The 16,708-nt window shown below is 70.7% G+C and carries 17 protein-coding genes; 10 read left to right on the forward strand and 7 right to left on the reverse strand.

The genetic code is table 11. The annotated features are described in order from the left end of the window. Window positions 1-208 precede the first annotated feature (208 nt). From ACH3VR_RS15130 to pucL, 4 genes are read left to right on the forward strand one after another with little or no spacing between them, the layout of a single operon-like run. Window positions 209-841 (forward strand): helix-turn-helix domain-containing protein, encoded by a 633-nt coding sequence (locus ACH3VR_RS15130; protein WP_397557148.1) that lies wholly within the window; start codon window positions 209-211, stop codon window positions 839-841. A gap of 42 nt (window positions 842-883) precedes the next feature. Then, window positions 884-1,396 (forward strand): 2-oxo-4-hydroxy-4-carboxy-5-ureidoimidazoline decarboxylase, encoded by a 513-nt coding sequence (uraD, locus tag ACH3VR_RS15135; protein ID WP_397557149.1) that lies wholly within the window; start codon window positions 884-886, stop codon window positions 1,394-1,396. Beyond that, window positions 1,393-1,755 (forward strand): hydroxyisourate hydrolase, encoded by a 363-nt coding sequence (gene uraH / locus ACH3VR_RS15140; protein WP_397557150.1) that lies wholly within the window; start codon window positions 1,393-1,395, stop codon window positions 1,753-1,755. Before uraD ends, uraH begins: the two co-directional genes overlap by 4 nt. A 2-nt stretch (window positions 1,756-1,757) precedes the next feature. Then, entirely contained in the window at window positions 1,758-2,669 is a 912-nt protein-coding gene (pucL, locus tag ACH3VR_RS15145; protein WP_397557151.1) for a factor-independent urate hydroxylase, read from the forward strand. A gap of 321 nt (window positions 2,670-2,990) precedes the next feature. Here the strand turns inward: pucL and ACH3VR_RS15150 are convergent, their stop codons facing one another. Continuing rightward, window positions 2,991-3,509, reverse strand: coding sequence for an adenine phosphoribosyltransferase (locus tag ACH3VR_RS15150; protein WP_397557152.1), 519 nt, complete (start codon window positions 3,507-3,509; stop codon window positions 2,991-2,993). A gap of 79 nt (window positions 3,510-3,588) precedes the next feature. On the opposite strand from ACH3VR_RS15150, the gene ACH3VR_RS15155 reads away from it, so the two are divergent. The 6 genes from ACH3VR_RS15155 to sufU all read left to right on the forward strand — a co-directional run bounded on the left by ACH3VR_RS15155 (window position 3,589) and on the right by sufU (window position 11,663). Beyond that, on the forward strand, window positions 3,589-5,289 hold the full coding sequence (locus tag ACH3VR_RS15155; RefSeq protein WP_397557153.1) for a glycoside hydrolase family 13 protein: 1,701 nt from the start codon (window positions 3,589-3,591) through the stop codon (window positions 5,287-5,289). Between the two features lie 33 nt (window positions 5,290-5,322). Then, a complete protein-coding gene (locus ACH3VR_RS15160; protein WP_397557154.1) occupies window positions 5,323-6,333 on the forward strand; it encodes a LacI family DNA-binding transcriptional regulator in 1,011 nt (336 codons plus the stop codon). Window positions 6,334-6,496: 163 nt separating this feature from the next. Next, window positions 6,497-7,720: an amidohydrolase gene (locus ACH3VR_RS15165; protein ID WP_397557155.1), complete on the forward strand. Its 1,224-nt coding sequence runs from the start codon at window positions 6,497-6,499 to the stop codon at window positions 7,718-7,720. A gap of 66 nt (window positions 7,721-7,786) precedes the next feature. Then, window positions 7,787-9,880, forward strand: a complete 2,094-nt coding sequence (locus ACH3VR_RS15170; protein ID WP_397557156.1) for an APC family permease — start codon at window positions 7,787-7,789, stop codon at window positions 9,878-9,880. Between the two features lie 47 nt (window positions 9,881-9,927). Next, entirely contained in the window at window positions 9,928-11,220 is a 1,293-nt protein-coding gene (locus tag ACH3VR_RS15175; RefSeq protein WP_397557157.1) for an aminotransferase class V-fold PLP-dependent enzyme, read from the forward strand. Further along, window positions 11,217-11,663: a Fe-S cluster assembly sulfur transfer protein SufU gene (gene sufU / locus ACH3VR_RS15180; RefSeq protein ID WP_397557158.1), complete on the forward strand. Its 447-nt coding sequence runs from the start codon at window positions 11,217-11,219 to the stop codon at window positions 11,661-11,663. Before ACH3VR_RS15175 ends, sufU begins: the two co-directional genes overlap by 4 nt. 118 nt (window positions 11,664-11,781) lie before the next feature. Here the strand turns inward: sufU and ACH3VR_RS15185 are convergent, their stop codons facing one another. The 6 genes from ACH3VR_RS15185 to ACH3VR_RS15210 all read right to left on the reverse strand — a co-directional run bounded on the left by ACH3VR_RS15185 (window position 11,782) and on the right by ACH3VR_RS15210 (window position 16,691). Further along, on the reverse strand, window positions 11,782-12,600 hold the full coding sequence (locus ACH3VR_RS15185; protein WP_397557159.1) for an ABC transporter permease: 819 nt from the start codon (window positions 12,598-12,600) through the stop codon (window positions 11,782-11,784). Then, window positions 12,597-13,550, reverse strand: a complete 954-nt coding sequence (locus ACH3VR_RS15190) for an ATP-binding cassette domain-containing protein (RefSeq protein WP_397557160.1) — start codon at window positions 13,548-13,550, stop codon at window positions 12,597-12,599. The genes ACH3VR_RS15185 and ACH3VR_RS15190 overlap by 4 nt, the downstream gene beginning before the upstream one ends. Before the next feature lie 90 nt (window positions 13,551-13,640). Then, window positions 13,641-14,498 carry a DUF4097 family beta strand repeat-containing protein gene (locus ACH3VR_RS15195; protein WP_397557161.1) on the reverse strand — a complete coding sequence of 286 codons (858 nt, stop codon included), beginning with the start codon at window positions 14,496-14,498 and terminating at the stop codon, window positions 13,641-13,643. Further along, window positions 14,498-14,986, reverse strand: coding sequence for a toxin-antitoxin system HicB family antitoxin (locus tag ACH3VR_RS15200; protein ID WP_397557162.1), 489 nt, complete (start codon window positions 14,984-14,986; stop codon window positions 14,498-14,500). Before ACH3VR_RS15200 ends, ACH3VR_RS15195 begins: the two co-directional genes overlap by 1 nt. A gap of 167 nt (window positions 14,987-15,153) precedes the next feature. Beyond that, window positions 15,154-16,056, reverse strand: a complete 903-nt coding sequence (locus ACH3VR_RS15205; RefSeq protein ID WP_397557163.1) for a TerC family protein — start codon at window positions 16,054-16,056, stop codon at window positions 15,154-15,156. Window positions 16,057-16,136: 80 nt separating this feature from the next. After that, window positions 16,137-16,691: a hypothetical protein gene (locus tag ACH3VR_RS15210; protein WP_397557164.1), complete on the reverse strand. Its 555-nt coding sequence runs from the start codon at window positions 16,689-16,691 to the stop codon at window positions 16,137-16,139. Window positions 16,692-16,708 lie beyond the last annotated feature (17 nt).

The following is a 16,708-nucleotide window of genomic DNA, read 5'->3' on the forward strand; positions in this document are numbered from 1 at the left end:
CCTTCCAGGTGGGAGCGGGCGGGTGCCCGGGTCATGGAGATGACCACGACGTGGAGTCCGCGGCCTGGTGGTGCTGATGTGAAGCTATTGCTTCACGATTTGTTCCTGGTTTCGCTCATGTAACGCCCTTGTGAAGTTGCCACTTCACGAATGACGGCACCGTTCCGGCACTTCGGGCCGAGCGGAACCGCGCCCATAGGATGCAGGCATGGCTCACGCGACCGACTCGGCGGCGGGCGTCGATACGCCCGCCGAGCTCGGATCGCGCTCGGACGTGGGTGCGCGCCTGCGACGTCTGCGCAAGCAGCAGGGCATGTCGGCACGCGCCCTCGCGACGGCCCTCGGCATCTCGCCGAGCGCCGTCTCGCAGATCGAGCGGGGCGTTCTCAATCCGAGCGTCTCGCGGCTCATCGCGATCACGGATGCTCTCGGAGTGCCCCTCGCGGCCGTCTTCGACGGCCGTGACGACGTCGTGGCCGAGGTCGCCGCGACGGCCTCCGGCTTCGCCCTTCAGCGCGCGGAGCACTCGTCGAGCGTCGTCCTCGACAGCGGCGTCACCTTCCGCCGACTCTCGCCCGGACGGACTCCCGGCGTCGACTACTTCGAGTCGACCTACCCGCCGGGGAGCACGGCGCACGCCGACGACGACCTCTTCCGCCACGACGGCTACGAGGTCGGCACGGTGATCTCGGGCGAGCTGACGATCGACTTCGACGAGGAACGGGTCGTCCTCCGCCCCGGCGACGCCATCAGCTATCCGTGCTCGCGGCCCCACCGCATCCACAACACGGGCACCGACGACGCCGTCGCGCAGTGGCTCATCGTCCACGCCGACCGCTGACGCCGTAATCCCCGGGAAACGCCGCGGGGCTACCGTGAGCCCATGGAGCTCGCCGAGTTCAACGCCCTCGACACCGCCACGGCCGCGGAGACCGTGGGCGTGTGGGCGGCGATCCCCGGGTGGGTGGATGCCGTCGTCGCGGGTCGCCCGTACGGCAGCGTCGACGAGCTGGCAGCGACGGCTGCCGCGGAGGCCGCCGACTGGACCCGCGCAGACCTCGACACGGCTCTCGCCCACCACCCCCGCATCGGCGAGCGCGCAATGGGATCGGGCGCCGAGGCCGCGGCATCCCGTCGCGAACAGTCGTCGATGGCGACGGCGGCCGAAGCCGTCGCGCGGGCGATCGCGGCAGGCAACGCCGCATACGAGCAGCGGTTCGGGCGGGTCTTCCTCATCCGGGCGGCGGGCCGCACGCCTGACGAGATGCTCACCGAGCTCGAGCGGCGCCTCGACAACGACGACGGGGCCGAGACCGTCGAAGCCCTCGACCAGCTCGCCCAGATCGCAGTGCTGCGACTGCGGGCGACGGTCACGAACGAGAGGATCCCCGCATGACCCACGTCACGACGCACGTCCTGGATGCCGCGACGGGCGAACCCGCCCGCGGCATCGGAGTCGTGCTGGCAGCGGCATCCGGCGATTCCGTCGTCGCCGAGACCGCCGGCGCGATCATCGCTCACGGCGTCACGGATGCCGACGGCCGCCTCGCGATCGGTCCCGACGCGCTCGAGCCCGGCGATTACACCTTGACCTTCCTGACCGGCGAGTACTTCGCCGCCCGCGGCGCCCCGACGTTCTACCCATACGTCATCGTGACCTTCATCGTCGAAGCCGAGACCGAGGGATCGAGCAGGCACTGCCACGTGCCGCTGCTGCTCAGCCCGTTCGCGTACTCGACCTACAGAGGGAGCTGATCATGGTCAGGGTGAGCCTCGGCGCCAACAAGTACGGCAAGGCGGAGAACCGCGTCGTGCGGATCGTGCGCGACACCCCGCGCCACGAGATCGTCGATCTGAGCGTCTCCTCGCAGCTGCGCAGCGCGGCCCTCGCCGACTCGTATCTCACGGGCGACAACAGCAAGGTCGTCGCGACCGACACGCAGAAGAACACCGTGTTCGCGTTCGCGAAGGCGCACGGCATCCCTTCTCCGGAGGAGTTCCTGCTGACGCTGTCGCGGCACTTCACGACGGAGTTCGACTGGATCGATGGCGGGCTCTGGCAGGCCGAGCAGTACGAGTGGGAGCGAATCCTCGTCGACGGGCAGCCCCACGACCACTCCTTCGTGCGGTCGGGCCGCGGCACGCGCCTTGCGTCCGTGCAGGTCGAGGGCGGCGCGACGCACGTGACCGGCGGCGTCAAGGACCTCGTCGTGCTGAAGTCGACGGGCAGCGAGTTCGCCGGCTTCCCGCGCGACCGGTACACGACGCTCGTCGAGACCGACGACCGAATCATGGCGACTTCGGTGACGGGGCGCTGGCGCTTCCTGCCCGACGCCGTCGAGGCGGGCATCGACTACAACGGCCTCTACGCCGAGGTCACGGCAGTGCTGCTGTCGACGTTCGCGACCGTGCACTCGCTCGCGCTGCAGCAGACCCTGTTCGCGATGGGCGCCGCCGCGATCGAGGCGCGGCCCGAGATCGCGGAGGTGCGCTTCGCGATGCCCAACAAGCACCACTTCGTCTACGACCTCTCGCCCTTCGGCCTCGAGAACCCCAACGAGGTGTTCTTCGCCGCCGACCGTCCGTACGGGCTCATCGAGGGGACCGTCGTGCGCGAGGGAGTGGATGCCGCCCCCGACGCGTGGCTCGACCTGCCGACCTTCGTCTGACCGGTCGATCGGGGCGGTCCCCGAGCCCGCCCCGGGGTCGACGCCGGCGGTGCCCGGGATCCGCATCCCGGGCCTCCGCCGCCGTCTGAGCGAGGGGCGCCTGCGCACTGCCCTCGGTACTGCGCCCAGGATCCGCAGGTCGCCGGATGCGCGCTCCCCCTCCTCCGGGAGACGCCCCGTCCGTGCGCTTTGCCGCCCGGGCGGGTCATCACGGACCCATCGTGTCCGCCGAGGCTAGAAGACGCCGGTGCGCCGGATCCAGCCCCCGACCGCACTCGTCACGCGGAATTCACGGTGTGAAACCGGCCCGCAACGATCCCGTCAGGCGTGGAAGAGGGTGTGCACGTCGCCGACGACCTCGCGTCCGCCGAGGGCGTCGAGCTCCATGAGCACCGACGTGCCGACCACCACGCCGCCGAGCGTCGCCATGAGGTCATGCGCCGCCTGGAGCGTGCCGCCGGTCGCGAGCACATCGTCCACGAGGAGCACCCGCGTGCCCTCGGCGATGTCGTCGTGCGCCTCGATCGTCGCTTCGCCGTACTCCAGGGCATAGGAGACGGATGCCGCGGGCCGAGGCAGCTTCCCGGCTTTGCGTATCGGCACGAGGCCGACCTCCGCCGCGATGGCGACGGCCCCCGCGAGCAGGAATCCGCGCGCTTCGATGCCGGCGACGACGTCGAACTCGCCCGCGAACGGCTCGATGATGGCGTCGATGCAGCTGCGCAGGGCTGCGGCATCCGCCAGCAGCGGCGTGATGTCGCGGAACAGCACCCCGGGCTCGGGGTAGTCCGGGATGGTGCGGATGAGGGATTCGGCGCGGGTCAGATCGATGGTCGCCACGGCGCCACCCTACAAGGGGAGGCCCGGTCATCGAGGCCCGCGCATCCGGAATGTAAGCGCTTGCATTACCCTGGTCTGCATGACATCGCCCGAACTCGCCACCCCCGGCGCGCGCACGATCACCCTCGACGCGCGCACGAGCACCCCCGGCGCCGAATGGTGGCGCACGGCCGTGATCTACCAGATCTACCCCCGCTCCTTCTCCGACAGCTCGGGCGACGGCGTCGGCGACCTGCCGGGCGTGACGTCGCGGCTCGCCGACCTCGAGGCCCTCGGCGTCGACGCCCTGTGGCTGAGCCCCTTCCAGCGCTCCCCCCAGAAGGACGCCGGCTACGACGTCTCGGACTACTGCGACGTCGACCCGCTGTTCGGCACGCTCGCCGACTTCGACGAGCTGCTCGCGCAGGCGCACGCCCGCGGCATCCGGATCATCGTCGACCTCGTGCCCAACCATTCGTCGGACCAGCACGCGTGGTTCCAGGAGGCCCTCGCGGCCCGCCCCGGAAGCCGCGAGCGCGCCCGCTACCTCTTCCGCGACGGCCTCGGCCTGGACGGCGACGTGCCGCCGAACAACTGGGAGTCGGTCTTCGGCGGCCCCGCCTGGACGCGCGTCGTCGAGGCCGACGGCACGCTCGGCCAGTGGTACCTGCACCTGTTCGACTCGTCGCAGCCCGACTTCGACTGGTCGAACGACGAGGTGCGCGAGGAGTTCCGCCGCATCCTGCGCTTCTGGCTCGACCGCGGCGTCGACGGCTTCCGGGTCGACGTCGCGCACGGTCTCGTCAAGGCCGAGGGACTCCCCGACCACACGCCCGACCCTGAGGGCGGCTCGATGGGCGGCGATGCAGCCGACGTGCCCTACTGGGGCCAGGACGGCGTGCACGAGGTGTACCGCGACTGGAACCTCCTGCTCGCCGAGTACGACGGCGACCGCGCCCTGTGCGCCGAGGCGTGGCTGCCCACGCCCGAGCGGACCGCCCAGTGGGTGCGCCCCGACGAGATGCACCAGGCGTTCAACTTCGCCTACCTCGAGACGGAGTGGGATGCCGCGGCCCTCCGCGCCGTCATCACGGCGTCGCTGCGCGCCTTCCACGCCGTCGGCGCCCCCAGCACGTGGGTGCTGTCGAACCACGACGTCGTGCGGCACGCGTCACGCCTCGCTCTCACGGCCGAGAACCCGCAGGGGCACGGCATCGGACCGCTCTCGCCCGGCAAGCCCATCCCCGACGTCGGCCTGCGCCGCGCCCGCGCCGCGACGACGGTGATGCTCGCCCTCCCGGGCTCCGCCTACGTCTATCAGGGCGAAGAGCTCGGCCTGCCCGAGGTCATCGAGCTCGCCGACGACGCCCGCCAGGATCCCACGTGGTTCCGCACGGGCGGCGAGCGGTACGGCCGCGACGGCTGCCGCGTGCCGCTGCCGTGGACCTCGGACGCCGCGGCCTACGGCTTCAGCCCGACCGGTGAGTCGTGGCTTCCGCAGCCCGCCGAGTGGGCGGTGCTCGCGCGGGACGCGCAGGCGGCGGACGAGGCATCCACTCTCTCGCTGTACCGGTCGCTGCTGTCGTCGCGCCGCGCGCGGCACCTCGGCTCGGGCTCGCTGGAGTGGCTCGAAGGCTTGGGCGAAGGCGTGCTGGCGTTCCGCAACGGCAGCATCACGGTCGTCGCCAACGCGTCGAACGCTCCTGTCGCCCTGCCGGACGGTATCGTGATCGCGTCGAGCGGGCCGCTCGGCCCGCGGACGCTCCCGACCGACACCGCGGTCTGGCTCGCCGACGACTGACGTCTGCGCTCGGCTGAAGGGGGGTGCGGCGACGTGGTCAGCATCGACGAAGTGGCGCGCGAGGCGGGGGTCTCGACGGCGACGGTCTCGCGGGCGCTGAGCGGTCGCGGGCACGTGTCCGACCCGACGCGGGCGCGCGTCGAAGCCGCTGCGAAGAGCCTCGGCTACGTCGTGTCGGCGTCGGCATCGAGCCTCGCCTCGGGTCGCACGCGCAACATCGGCGTGCTCGTGCCGTTCCTCGACCGGTGGTTCTTCTCGACCGTGCTGAGCGGCATCGCGACGGCGCTGCAGCGCCGCGGGTACGACATCACGCTCTACACGCTGACGGCCGACCGCACGCAGCGGCGCGAGATCTTCGACACCTTCCTGCGCCGGCAGCGCGTCGACGGCGTCATCGCGATCTCGATCGAGCTCGGCGACGAGGAGACGGATCTGCTGCTCGAGCTCGGCCTTCCCGTCATCGCGATCGGCGGGCCCAACCCCAAGCTCACGACGCTCACGGTCGACGACATCACGGTCGCCCGGCTCGCGACCGAGCACCTCATCGCGCTCGGCCACACCGCCATCGCGCACATCGGCGCGAGCCAGGAGTTCGACCTGGACTTCCACATCCCGACGCAGCGGCGACAGGGATTCGAGGTGGCGATGACGGATGCCGGCATCCCGGCCCGGGCCGCCCTGTTCGAGCCCGCCGACTTCACGATCGAAGGCGGATTCCGGGCCGCGAAGCAGCTGATGGGGCGGCCGGGCGAGCGTCCGACGGCGATCTTCGCGGCATCGGACGAGATGGCGATCGGCGCCCTGCTCGCCGCGCGCGAACTCGGCTACCGCGTGCCGGAGGACCTCTCGGTCGTCGGCATCGACGGCCATGAGCTCGGCGAGTTCTTCCGCCTCACGACGGTCGATCAGTTCCCGCTCGCGCAGGGTGAGCGCGCCGCCGACGCGATCCTCGCGGAACTGGACGCGCCCGCCGGCGACCGCGCACGCGCCGACCTGCCGTTCGAGCTCATCGTGCGCGGATCGACGGCCCGCCTGCCGGCCTGACCACCCGCCCCGGCATCCCCTCGCTCACTTGCGGCGTTTCGCCACGACGGCCGCGATTCGGCGCGACTGAACATCGCCGGCCCCGTTCACTTGCGTCGATTCGCCGACCAGACCGCCAATCGCCGCAAGTGGCCGACGAGGTCGGGTGGATAGGCTCGTCCGCATGACGATCGACCTCGAGGCGCTCTACTTCGACCTGCACCGGCACCCCGAGCTCTCGTTCCAGGAGACCCGCACAGCGGGGGTCGTGGTGCAGACGCTCGCCGCCCTCGGCCTCGAGTACGTCGAGGGGCTCGGCAAGACCGGCGTCGCGACGTCGATCGTCAACGGCGAGGGCCCCGTCGTGTGGCTGCGCGCCGACATGGACGGCCTGCCCGTCGAGGAGCGCTCCGGCCTCGAGTACGCCTCGACGGCGCGTGGCGTCGACCCCGCGGGCCAGGACGTGCCCGTCATGCACGCGTGCGGCCACGACCTGCACGTGACGGCGCTGCTCGGCGCACTCGAGCGGCTCGTGAGCTCGAAGGACGAGTGGTCGGGCACCGTCGTGGCCGTCTTCCAGCCCGCCGAGGAGTACGGCGCGGGCTCGCAGGCGATGATCGCCGACGGCGTGTTCGAGCGCTTCCCCAAGCCCGACATCGTGCTCGGACAGCACGTCACCCCGTTGCCCGCCGGCACGATCGGCGTGCGCCCCGGCACGCAGATGGCTGCGTCGGACGGGCTCACCGTCACGCTGCTCGGGCGGGGCGGCCACGGGTCGCGCCCGCACTCGACGATCGACCCCGTCGTCATGGCCGCAGCGACCGTCATGCGGCTGCAGACGATCGTGTCGCGCGAGGTCGACCCCCGAGACGTCGCCGTCGTCACGGTCGGCTCGATCCACGCGGGACTCAAGAACAACATCATCCCCGCCGAGGCGAGGCTCGAGCTGAGCCTGCGCTACCCCGACGACGAGGCGCGCAGCCGCATCATGGCGAAGGTCGAGCGCGTCGTGCGCGCCGAGGCCCAGGCATCCGGTGCCGAGGAGCAGCCGATCATCGCGGTCGACCACTCACTCCCCCCGACGATCAACGACGCCGACGCGACGGCCCGCGTCACGCGCGCCTTCGACGACGCGTTCGGCACCGGCACCGTCGTCGACCCCGGCATGTTCACGGGCAGCGAAGACGTCTCGTGGTTCGCGCGGGAGGCGGGTGTGCCGCTCGTCTTCTGGTTCTGGGGCGGCGTCGACCCGCAGCTCTACGCGGCCGCACTGGCGGCCGGCACGCTCGAGCGCGACATCCCGACGAACCACTCGCCGTTCTTCGCGCCCGTCCCCCACCCCACGATCGAGCGGGGTGTGGACGCCCTCGTCGTCGCCGCGCGAGAGTTCCTCGGAACCTCGGCCTGAGTCCGCCCCATATCGAACGGATGAACGCCGCGCCAGCCGCGTTGCATCACGGCGCCGGAGAGCGTAGTGTCGCGGGCCGTGACAACCGACGGACGCGAGCCCGGCCCCGCTGAATCGCCGATCGCCAAACGCATCCTCATCGGCGACCCTCTCTCGTCCGAGGCCGCCGACGAGCACCTGCTTCCCAAGAGGATGGCGCTGCCCATCTTCGCCTCGGACGCACTGTCGTCGGTCGCGTATGCGCCGCAGGAGATGCTCCTCATCCTGATGACCGGGGGCCTGGCCTTCCTCGCCTTCTCACCGCTCGTCGCGGGCGCCGTCATCCTGGTGCTCCTCGTCGTGGTGCTGAGCTACCGGCAGCTGATCAAGGCCTACCCGTCGGGCGGCGGCGACTACGAGGTGGCGCGCAAGAACATCGGCGAGATCCCCGGGGTCGTCGTGGCGTCGGCGCTGCTCGTGGACTACGTGCTGACGGTCGCCGTGTCGGTCTCGTCGGGCGTCGACAACCTGATCTCCGCCCTTCCCTTCCTCAACGGCCTGCGCGTCGAGATGGCCGTGGTCTTCGTCATCCTGATCGTCGTCGTGAACCTCCGCGGTGTGCGCGAGGCGTCGCTCTTCTTCGCCATCCCGACCTACATCTTCATCGGCTCGGTCGCCGTCATGGTCGTCGTGGGCCTCATCCAGACGTTCCTCGGCAATCCGCCGGTCGCGTCGAGCGCCGACTACACCGTCCAGACCGAGGACATGACCCAGGCGGCGGTCATCCTGCTCGTGCTGCGCGCCTTCTCGAGCGGCTGCTCGGCGCTGACGGGCGTCGAGGCCGTCGCCAACGGCGTGCCCGCCTTCCGCCTGCCCAAGGTGCGCAACGCCCGTGCGACACTCGCCCTCGTCGGCGGCATCGCGATCGTGCTCTTCACGGGCCTCACGGCGCTCGCGCTCATCTCGAAAGTGCACTACGCCGAGAACCCCTGCGACCTGATCGGCTTCGACTGCGCGACCCAGGTGCAGCCGAGCCTCATCGCCCAGGTCGCGGCGGGAATCTTCGGCGGGAATTCGATCCCGTTCTTCGTGATCCAGGCGGCGACCGCCGCCGTCCTGCTCCTGGCGGCCAACACGGCGTTCAACGGCTTCCCGCTGCTCGGCGCGGTGCTGGCGCGCGACGGCTACGCGCCCAAGGCGCTCAACACCCGGGGCGACCGTCTCGTCTTCTCGAACGGCATGATCATCCTCGGCATCGTCGCCATGGGTGTCATCGTGATCTACCAGGCGAACGTCACCTCGCTCATCCAGCTCTACATCATCGGTGTCTTCGTCTCGTTCTCGCTCGGGCAGATCGGCATGATCCGGCACTGGCGGCGCCTGCTGCGCGAGACGACGCGCGCCGAGGGCCGCCGCGACCCGAAGTCGGGCGCGGAGCGCCGCGGCGCGATCAGGAGCCTCACGATCAACTCGATCGGGGCCGCCATGACGGTATCGGTGCTCGTCATCGTCACGATCACGAAGTTCACGCACGGCGCCTATCTCGTCTTCATCGCCATCCCCGTCCTCGCCACCCTCATGGTCGGCGTGCACCGGTACTACCGCGACGTCGAGCACGAGATCCAGATGGACGACGACGTGCACTTCGGCGCCGCCGGCGACATGGCGCTCATCCTGGTCAACCGCCTGCAGAAGCCCGTCGCGAAGGCCATCGACTACGCCCTCGCGGCGCGACACGACAAGACCGTCGCGATCCACGTCGCCGTCACGAAGGAAGAGGCCGAGTCGATCCAGAAGGAGTGGGAGGCGCACCGCATGCCCATCCCGCTCACGATCATCGAGTCGCCCTACCGCACCTACGCGGGGCCCGTCGCCGACTTCATCAAGCAGTACCGCGAGAAGCACGGATCGTCGGTCATCACCGTGTACCTGCCGCAGTACATCGTGGGCCACTGGTGGGAGTCGCTCCTGCACAACCGTCGCGCCCGCCGCATCGGGCAGCAGCTCATGCTCATCCACGGCGTCACGATCACCCTCGTGCCCTGGCTGCTCGACTCGTCGGAGCTCATCTACGGCCGCCGTTCGCGTCCGCTTCCCGGTCAGGAGCGCGCGGGCCGCCCGTTCGACCCGACGGCCGAGAACGTCCCCACGGCGCAGCGGTCGAGTCTCGAAGGGCCCTGATCGGGACCTCCCGCGCCCGCCGCCGCGGCGCCGCGTAGCCTGGGAGGGTGACAACGGCTCCTCCTCGCACCGCGGCGCTCGACCTCGAGACGCTGCGGGCCGACTTCCCGATCCTCGGCTCGCGCATCGGCGACAGCGCGCTGGTTTACCTCGACTCGGGCGCGACGAGCCAGAAGCCGCAGGCCGTCATCGACGCCGAGGTGTCGTTCCTGACCACGGCGAACTCCGCCGTGCACCGTGGGGCGCACACGCTCGCCGCCGAGGCGACCGAGCTCTACGAGGACGCGCGCGCGACCGTCGCCGCCTTCCTCGGCGCCCGGCCCGAGCAGCTCGTCTGGACCAGCGGCGCCACGGCGGGCCTCAACCTCGTCGCGTACGCGATCGGCAACGCCACGGCGGGACGCGGCGGAGACGAGGCGCGTCGCTTCGCCCTCGCACCCGGCGACGAGCTCGTGGTGACCGAGACCGAGCACCACGCCAACCTCATCCCCTGGCAGGAGCTCGCCTTCCGCACGGGCGCCGTGCTGCGGCACATCCCCGTTCGCGACGACGGCACCCTCGATCTCGACACCGCAGCCTCGATTATCGGCGAGCGCACGCGGATCGTCGCGTTCCCGCACGTGTCCAACGTGCTCGGCATCGTCAACCCCGTCGCCGAGCTCGTCGCACTCGCGCACGCCGCGGGTGCTCTCGCGGTGATGGATGCCTGCCAGTCGGCCCCCCACCTGCCCCTCGACCTTCCTGCACTCGATGTCGATCTCGCCGTCTTCTCAGGCCACAAGATGCTGGGGCCCTACGGCATCGGCGGCCTCTACGGCCGGTCGGACGTGCTCGAGGCCCTGCCCCCGTTCCTCACGGGCGGGTCGATGATCACGACCGTCACGCTCGACGAGGCGTCGTACCTGCCGCCGCCGCAGCGGTTCGAAGCGGGCACGCAGCCCGTGTCCCAGGCGATCGGGCTCGCGGCCGCTGTGCGCTACCTCGAGGCCGTGGGCATGCCCGCCGTGCACGCGCACGAGCAGGTGCTCGAGCGGCGCCTCCGCGACGGCTTGCGGTCGATGCCCGGCATCCGGCTCCTGGGGGATGCCGCCGGTGTCGAGCGCGTGGCTCTGTCGGCATTCGACGTCGAGGGAGTTCACGCGCACGACGTCGGCCAGTTCCTCGACGCCCGCGGCATCGCGGTGCGGGTCGGGCATCACTGCGCGCAGCCGCTGCACCGCCGCTTCGGGCTGACCGCCTCGGTGCGCGCCTCCGCGGCGCTCTACACGACGGAGGCCGAGGTCGACGTGTTCCTCGACGTGCTCTCCGGCACGCGGGCCTACTTCGGGGTGGGGCGATGAGCGGGCTCGACGGGCTCTACCAGGAGCTCATCCTCGACCACTCGAAGCGACGCGTGGGGTTCGGCCTCGCCGAGGAAGGCGACGGCTCCGCCACCTCTCACCAGCGCAACCCCATCTGCGGCGACGAGATCACGCTGCGCGTGCGGGTCGACGGCGACGTCGTGCGCGACGTCACGTGGGAGGGCGCGGGCTGCGCCATCTCGCAGTCGTCGGCCTCGATGCTCGCGTCGCTCGTCGCCGAAGAGGGCGGGATGCCGCGAGCCGAGGCATCCGCCCTCATCGACGGATTCCGCACGGCGCTGCGCTCGCGCGGCACGATCGACCTCGACGAGGAGACGTTCTCCGATGCGGCAGCCCTCAGCGGCGTCTCGAAGTACACGGCGCGCGTCAAGTGCGCGATGCTCGCCTGGGTCGCCTTCGAGGACGCCCTCGCCCGCGCCTGACCCCGGCCGCGCCCGCCCTCGGGCTCAGTGGGCACACTCTGCCGGATCCCCAGCCGGACCCGACGAAATCGGCCCCCTGAACCCGACCCGTTCGGGCTCAGAGGGCGCATTGTGCCGGTCAACGGATCGTCTTGCGCTCGTATGTCGTGCGCGCCCAGAGCCACCCGCCGACGCCGATCAGGGCGATCCAGCCGAAGCTGAGCCAGACGTCGAGCGCGGCGATGGGGGTCGCGAACAGGAGCCCGCGCAAGACCTCGGTGAACGGCGTGAAGGGCTGGTACTCGGCGAACCACTGCATCCACACCGGCAGCGACTCGGTCGGCACGAACGCGCTCGACAGGAACGGCAGGATGAGCAGCGGCATCGGCAGGTTGCTGGCGCTCTCCACCCCACGGGCGAAGACGCCGAACGCGGCGCCCATCCAGCACAGCGCGTAGCCGATGAGTGTGAGGAACCCCGCCGCCCCGAGCCATCCCCACACCGACGCAGGAGCGCGGAAGCCCATGAGCAGCCCGACTCCGAGCACCACGACGACCGCGATGACCGACTGCACGAGGTTGCCGAGCACATGCCCGGAGAGCACGGCCGAGCGCGAGATGTCCATCGTGCGGAATCGCGCGATGATGCCTTCGGTGAGGTCTTTCGACACCGAGATCGCAGGGCCCGACACTCCGCTCGCGAGCGTCACGAGCAGCATCCCGGGCAGGAGGTACTGCAGGTACTCGCCCGAGCCGGCCGCCGGAGCACCCGGCACGAGACCGGCGCCCATCGTGCCGCCGAACACGTAGACGAACAGCACCAGGAAGACGACCGGCATCGCGATGAGGTACAGGATGACGGGGTAGCGGACGGCGTGCACGAGGTTGCGGCGCAGCATCGTGAGCGAGTCCGAGACGGTGTAGGCGACGCTGCGGCGCGGCGCGGCGATGGTGCTCATGAGGCGACCTCCTCCGTTGCCGTGGGGATGGATGCTTCGTGCCCCGTGAGGGCGAAGAAGACGTCGTCGAGATCGGGCGTGTGGATGCTGAGGGTGCGGGCCTCGACGCCCTGGCCGTCGAGGCGGTCGACCACGGTGCGGATCGAGCCGAAGCCGCCGTCGCTCGGGATGTCGAGCGCGAGCGCCGCGTCGTCGCGCTGCGCGTCGGCGAAGGCGGCGGATGCGGCATCCAGTTCCCGGAGGTGCTCGAATTCGAGGCGGATGCGGCCTCCCGGAACGAGTCTCTTCAGCTCGGTCGGGCTTCCGTCGGCGACGATCGTGCCGCGATCGAGCACCGCGATGCGGTCGGCGAGCTCGTCGGCCTCCTCCAGGTACTGGGTCGTGAGCAGGACGGTCGTGCCCTCTGTGACGAGTTCGCGCACGATCTCCCACATGCCGACGCGGCTGCGGGGGTCGAGCCCCGTCGTCGGCTCGTCGAGGAAGACGAGCCGCGGGCGCGACACGAGCGTCATCGCGAGGTCGAGCCGCCTTCGCATGCCGCCCGAGAACTGCGCGAGCGGCTTGCGCGCCGCTTCGGAGAGGTCGAAGCGCTCGAGGAGCGCCGCGACGCGGGCCTTGCCGGCGCGACCGAGGTGACGCAGGTCGGCCATGAGCCGCAGGTTCTCCTCGCCCGTGAGGAGGTCGTCGACGGCCGAGAACTGCCCTGTGACGCCGATCGCGGCGCGTACGGCGGCGGGCTCGCGCACGACGTCGTGGCCCTCGACGCGCGCGGTCCCGGCATCGGGGCGCATGAGCGTCGAGAGGATCTGCACGAACGTGGTCTTTCCGGCGCCGTTGGGTCCGAGGAGGGCGAACACGCCGCCCCCGGCGATGTCGAGGTCGATGCCGTCGAGCACGACCTGTTGGCCGAAGGACTTGCGCAGCCCTTCGGTCTGGATGACGGAAGTCATGACGACTCCTTTCAGGGTGGGGAGGGGAGGCGTGCGGGCACGCCGGACAGCGGGTGCGAGGGGATGCCTCGACCCGGACGAAACCGGATGTCAGGCGCCCGGCGGCGCCTCCGAGCGATGGACGGAGATGTTGCCGTAGCCCGTGCGGACGTGCAGCTCGAGCGTGTCCTCGCCCTCGGTCGGGCCGGCGTCGGAGGCGAGGTCGGTGCGCACGGTGCCGTGCTGGCTCGAGGCGTCGAGCCACACTGCCGTGCCGCGCCGGACCCCGACGTGCACGCCGCTGTACGACCCCTCGATGCGCGTTACGCCGCGTGCGAGATGCCGGATCCGCACTGTGCCGTAGGCGGCCTTGACGGTGACGGCGCCTTCCGCCGTGCCGATGTCGATCGATCCGCTCGAGGTCGACAGCTCGGCGGGCCCCGCGACGTGGTCGACCGAGAGGGCGCTGTCGCTGCCCTTGAGCCGCAGCGCGCCGCCGACCGAGCGGAGCGTCGCCGAGCCGGACTTGGTCGTGACCTCGGCGTCGCCGTCGACGCGTCCGACGCGCACACCGCCGTGGCCGTGCTTGACCTCGAGCCGCTCCGCGTCGTCGAGCGTGAGCTCGCCGTACGGCAGGCCGAGCCGCGCGGCGCCGACGCGTCCGGCGATGTGCATCGAGCCGTACTTGACGTCGGCGCTCACGGCCGTGCCGGTCGGCACCTCGACGACGACGTCGACCGAGTCTCCGGGACCGATGAGGTTGAGGCGGAAGGGACCCGTCACGACGACGGCCGGGCCCTGCCGGTCGACCCGCACGGCCTCGGCGGCCGAGCGGTCGCCGGAGCGGCCCTGATTGCTCGGGCGCACCGTCACGGAGATGTCGGTGCGGTCGGATGCCACGATGTCGAGCCGGCCGATCTGGATCTCGGCCCGCAGCTCGGTCGCGCCCGGGAAGCTGAGGTCGTCCATCAGCGCACCCACCCCGTGAACGACGAGCCCTTCGACTCGGGCGCCGCGCGACGGGCCGGTTCGAGCGCCGCCGAGACGGCGCGCACGAACCACTGGTTGAGCGAGAGGCCTTCGGCTTCGGCGGCGCGCTCGGCGCGGGCCTTGAGCGCCTCGGGCAGACGGATCGTCGTGCGCGAGGTCGAGGCATCCTCCCCTTCTTCGGGAAGGGATGCCGCGGGCGCTGCCGTCGCGGGAGCCTCGGCCGTCGTGGGCTTGGTCACGGCGAACTCGACGTCGCGGCCGCGCAGGCGCACGTCGACCGACCCGGGAGCGAGCTCGGCCGTGATCTCGCCGGCGGCCTCGGACAGCGCCTCGAGGATCGCGAGGCGTCCGGCGGCGTCGAGCGCCGCGGCGAGCCGGGCCGCGATCTCCTCGGTCTCGGCTCCGCCGGCCGCGGCGGCCGACAGGAGCTGACGCTGGAGCTGCTCGACATGGGTCCCGATGTTCATGACGCCATGATGACACCACTCTGGTGTCGCGTCAACACCACTCTGGTGTCACGCGGCCTTTCCCCCCCCCCACGTCGGACGATTGCACCGGAATCGGACGATTCGCGTCGAATGATCCGACGAAGGTCGAATCGTCCGACGTGCGAGGGGTGCGAGCGACGCGAAGGTCAGCCGAGCCCGGCGCGACCCTCCGCCTCGGGGTCCACGTCGCCCTCGATCGGCTTCGCGGAGAGGCCGACGGCGCCAGAGCCGGGTGCCTTCGACAGCGCTGCGCCGACCGCGACCGACTCGTCGATCCGGGGGTACGACGGCAGCAGCTGCACCGTCGCGCGCTTCTTGTTCTCGCGCCGCGCCCTGTTGCGGGCGACGGCGAGGTTGAGCACCTCGACGAGCACCGCGAAGGCCATCGAGCCGTAGATGACGGCCTTCTCGACGTGGATGTGGAAGCCCTCCGCAATGAGGAAGGCGCCGATGAGCATGAGGAACGACAGCGCGAGCATCTTGACCGTGGGGTGCTTGTTGACGAACGCGAAGATGTAGCGCGATGCGAACAGCATGATGCCGAACGACAGGACGACGACCGACACGATGATCGCCATGTTCGACGTCATGCCGACGGCCGTGATGACCGAGTCGAGCGAGAACACGATGTCGAGCAGGAGGATCTGCACGATGACCGAGAGGAAGGTCACGGGCTTGCCGTCGTCGGAGGCGTGATCACCCTCCTCGACGCCCTCGAGCTTGTGGTGGATCTCGGTGACGGCCTTGTAGACGAGGAAGAGACCACCCGCGATGAGGATGATGTCCTTCCACGAGAAGTCGATGCCGAAGATCGTGAAGACGGGCTCGGTCAGCGTGATGATCCACCCGGCGAAGAACACCAGGATCACCCGGATGATCATGGCGAGCGTGAGGCCGAGGTTGCGGGCGCGGGCCTGCAGCTCCTTCGGGAGCTTCGAGGCGAGCACCGAGATGAAGATGACGTTGTCGATCCCCAGGACGAGCTCGAGGACGAACAGCGTCAGGAAGACCGCGATGTTCTCAGGAGTGAAGGCGATGCTGAAGTCCACAGCGCCATGCTAGGGGGACGAGGTGGCTGAACCCGGCGATGGTCGCACCCGAACCGCCCGCGACGGGCGAGGCGTGAAGGTCACTCGGGGAGCGTCTGCGCCGCGGCGACCGCCGCCCAGGCGCCGAAGGCGAGGAAGACCGGCGCGCCGAACAGTCCGCACCAGAAGCTGCGCGCGACGTCGTCCGAGGCGATGAACGCCGCCGCGAGGGCGGCCGCGGTCAGCAGCACCGCCGGGAAGAACAGGAACGGCTGGTGGAAGACGGGAGCGAGGGCGAAGAAGTGGATGCCGACGACTCCGAGCACGATGGGAGCCACGAAGTCCGACATCCCGGCGCGGATCGTGAAGAAGGCGATGATCCCCGCACCGATCAGCTCGACCCAGAAGACGACGACGTAGAAGAAGAACTCCGGCGTGCCGGGCTCGATCGCCGTGGGCGTCTCCCAGACGCGGACCGCCATCGCGATCCCCACCGCGGCCAGCGCCAGCCCCCCGAGGCCCAGCACAGCGAGCACGACACGCCACACCGGGCCGCGCGGCGGGTGCTCCTGGGCCCAGCCCGCCCAGACGAACGCGGCAAGACCGAAGATCGCCGCGATGAGCGCGAGGTCGCGCGGATACGCGACATCGGCCATGGCGGCACTCTACCCAG

This window comes from Microbacterium alkaliflavum, from assembly GCF_044325405.1.
Taxonomy (GTDB): Bacteria; Actinomycetota; Actinomycetes; order Actinomycetales; family Microbacteriaceae; genus Microbacterium; species Microbacterium alkaliflavum.

Bases quoted from the DNA above. Each gene is read 5' to 3' on its own strand.
- ACH3VR_RS15165 (WP_397557155.1), top strand. From the start codon at position 6,497: ATGACGATCGACCTCGAGGCGCTCTACTTCGACCTGCACCGGCACCCC.
- ACH3VR_RS15130 (WP_397557148.1), top strand. From the start codon at position 209: ATGGCTCACGCGACCGACTCGGCGGCGGGCGTCGATACGCCCGCCGAG.
- ACH3VR_RS15195 (WP_397557161.1), bottom strand. From the start codon at position 14,498: ATGGACGACCTCAGCTTCCCGGGCGCGACCGAGCTGCGGGCCGAGATC.
- ACH3VR_RS15190 (WP_397557160.1), bottom strand. From the start codon at position 13,550: ATGACTTCCGTCATCCAGACCGAAGGGCTGCGCAAGTCCTTCGGCCAA.
- ACH3VR_RS15210 (WP_397557164.1), bottom strand. From the start codon at position 16,691: ATGGCCGATGTCGCGTATCCGCGCGACCTCGCGCTCATCGCGGCGATC.
- ACH3VR_RS15155 (WP_397557153.1), top strand. From the start codon at position 3,589: ATGACATCGCCCGAACTCGCCACCCCCGGCGCGCGCACGATCACCCTC.
- pucL (WP_397557151.1), top strand. From the start codon at position 1,758: ATGGTCAGGGTGAGCCTCGGCGCCAACAAGTACGGCAAGGCGGAGAAC.
- ACH3VR_RS15185 (WP_397557159.1), bottom strand. From the start codon at position 12,600: ATGAGCACCATCGCCGCGCCGCGCCGCAGCGTCGCCTACACCGTCTCG.
- ACH3VR_RS15200 (WP_397557162.1), bottom strand. From the start codon at position 14,986: ATGAACATCGGGACCCATGTCGAGCAGCTCCAGCGTCAGCTCCTGTCG.
- sufU (WP_397557158.1), top strand. From the start codon at position 11,217: ATGAGCGGGCTCGACGGGCTCTACCAGGAGCTCATCCTCGACCACTCG.
- uraH (WP_397557150.1), top strand. From the start codon at position 1,393: ATGACCCACGTCACGACGCACGTCCTGGATGCCGCGACGGGCGAACCC.
- uraD (WP_397557149.1), top strand. From the start codon at position 884: ATGGAGCTCGCCGAGTTCAACGCCCTCGACACCGCCACGGCCGCGGAG.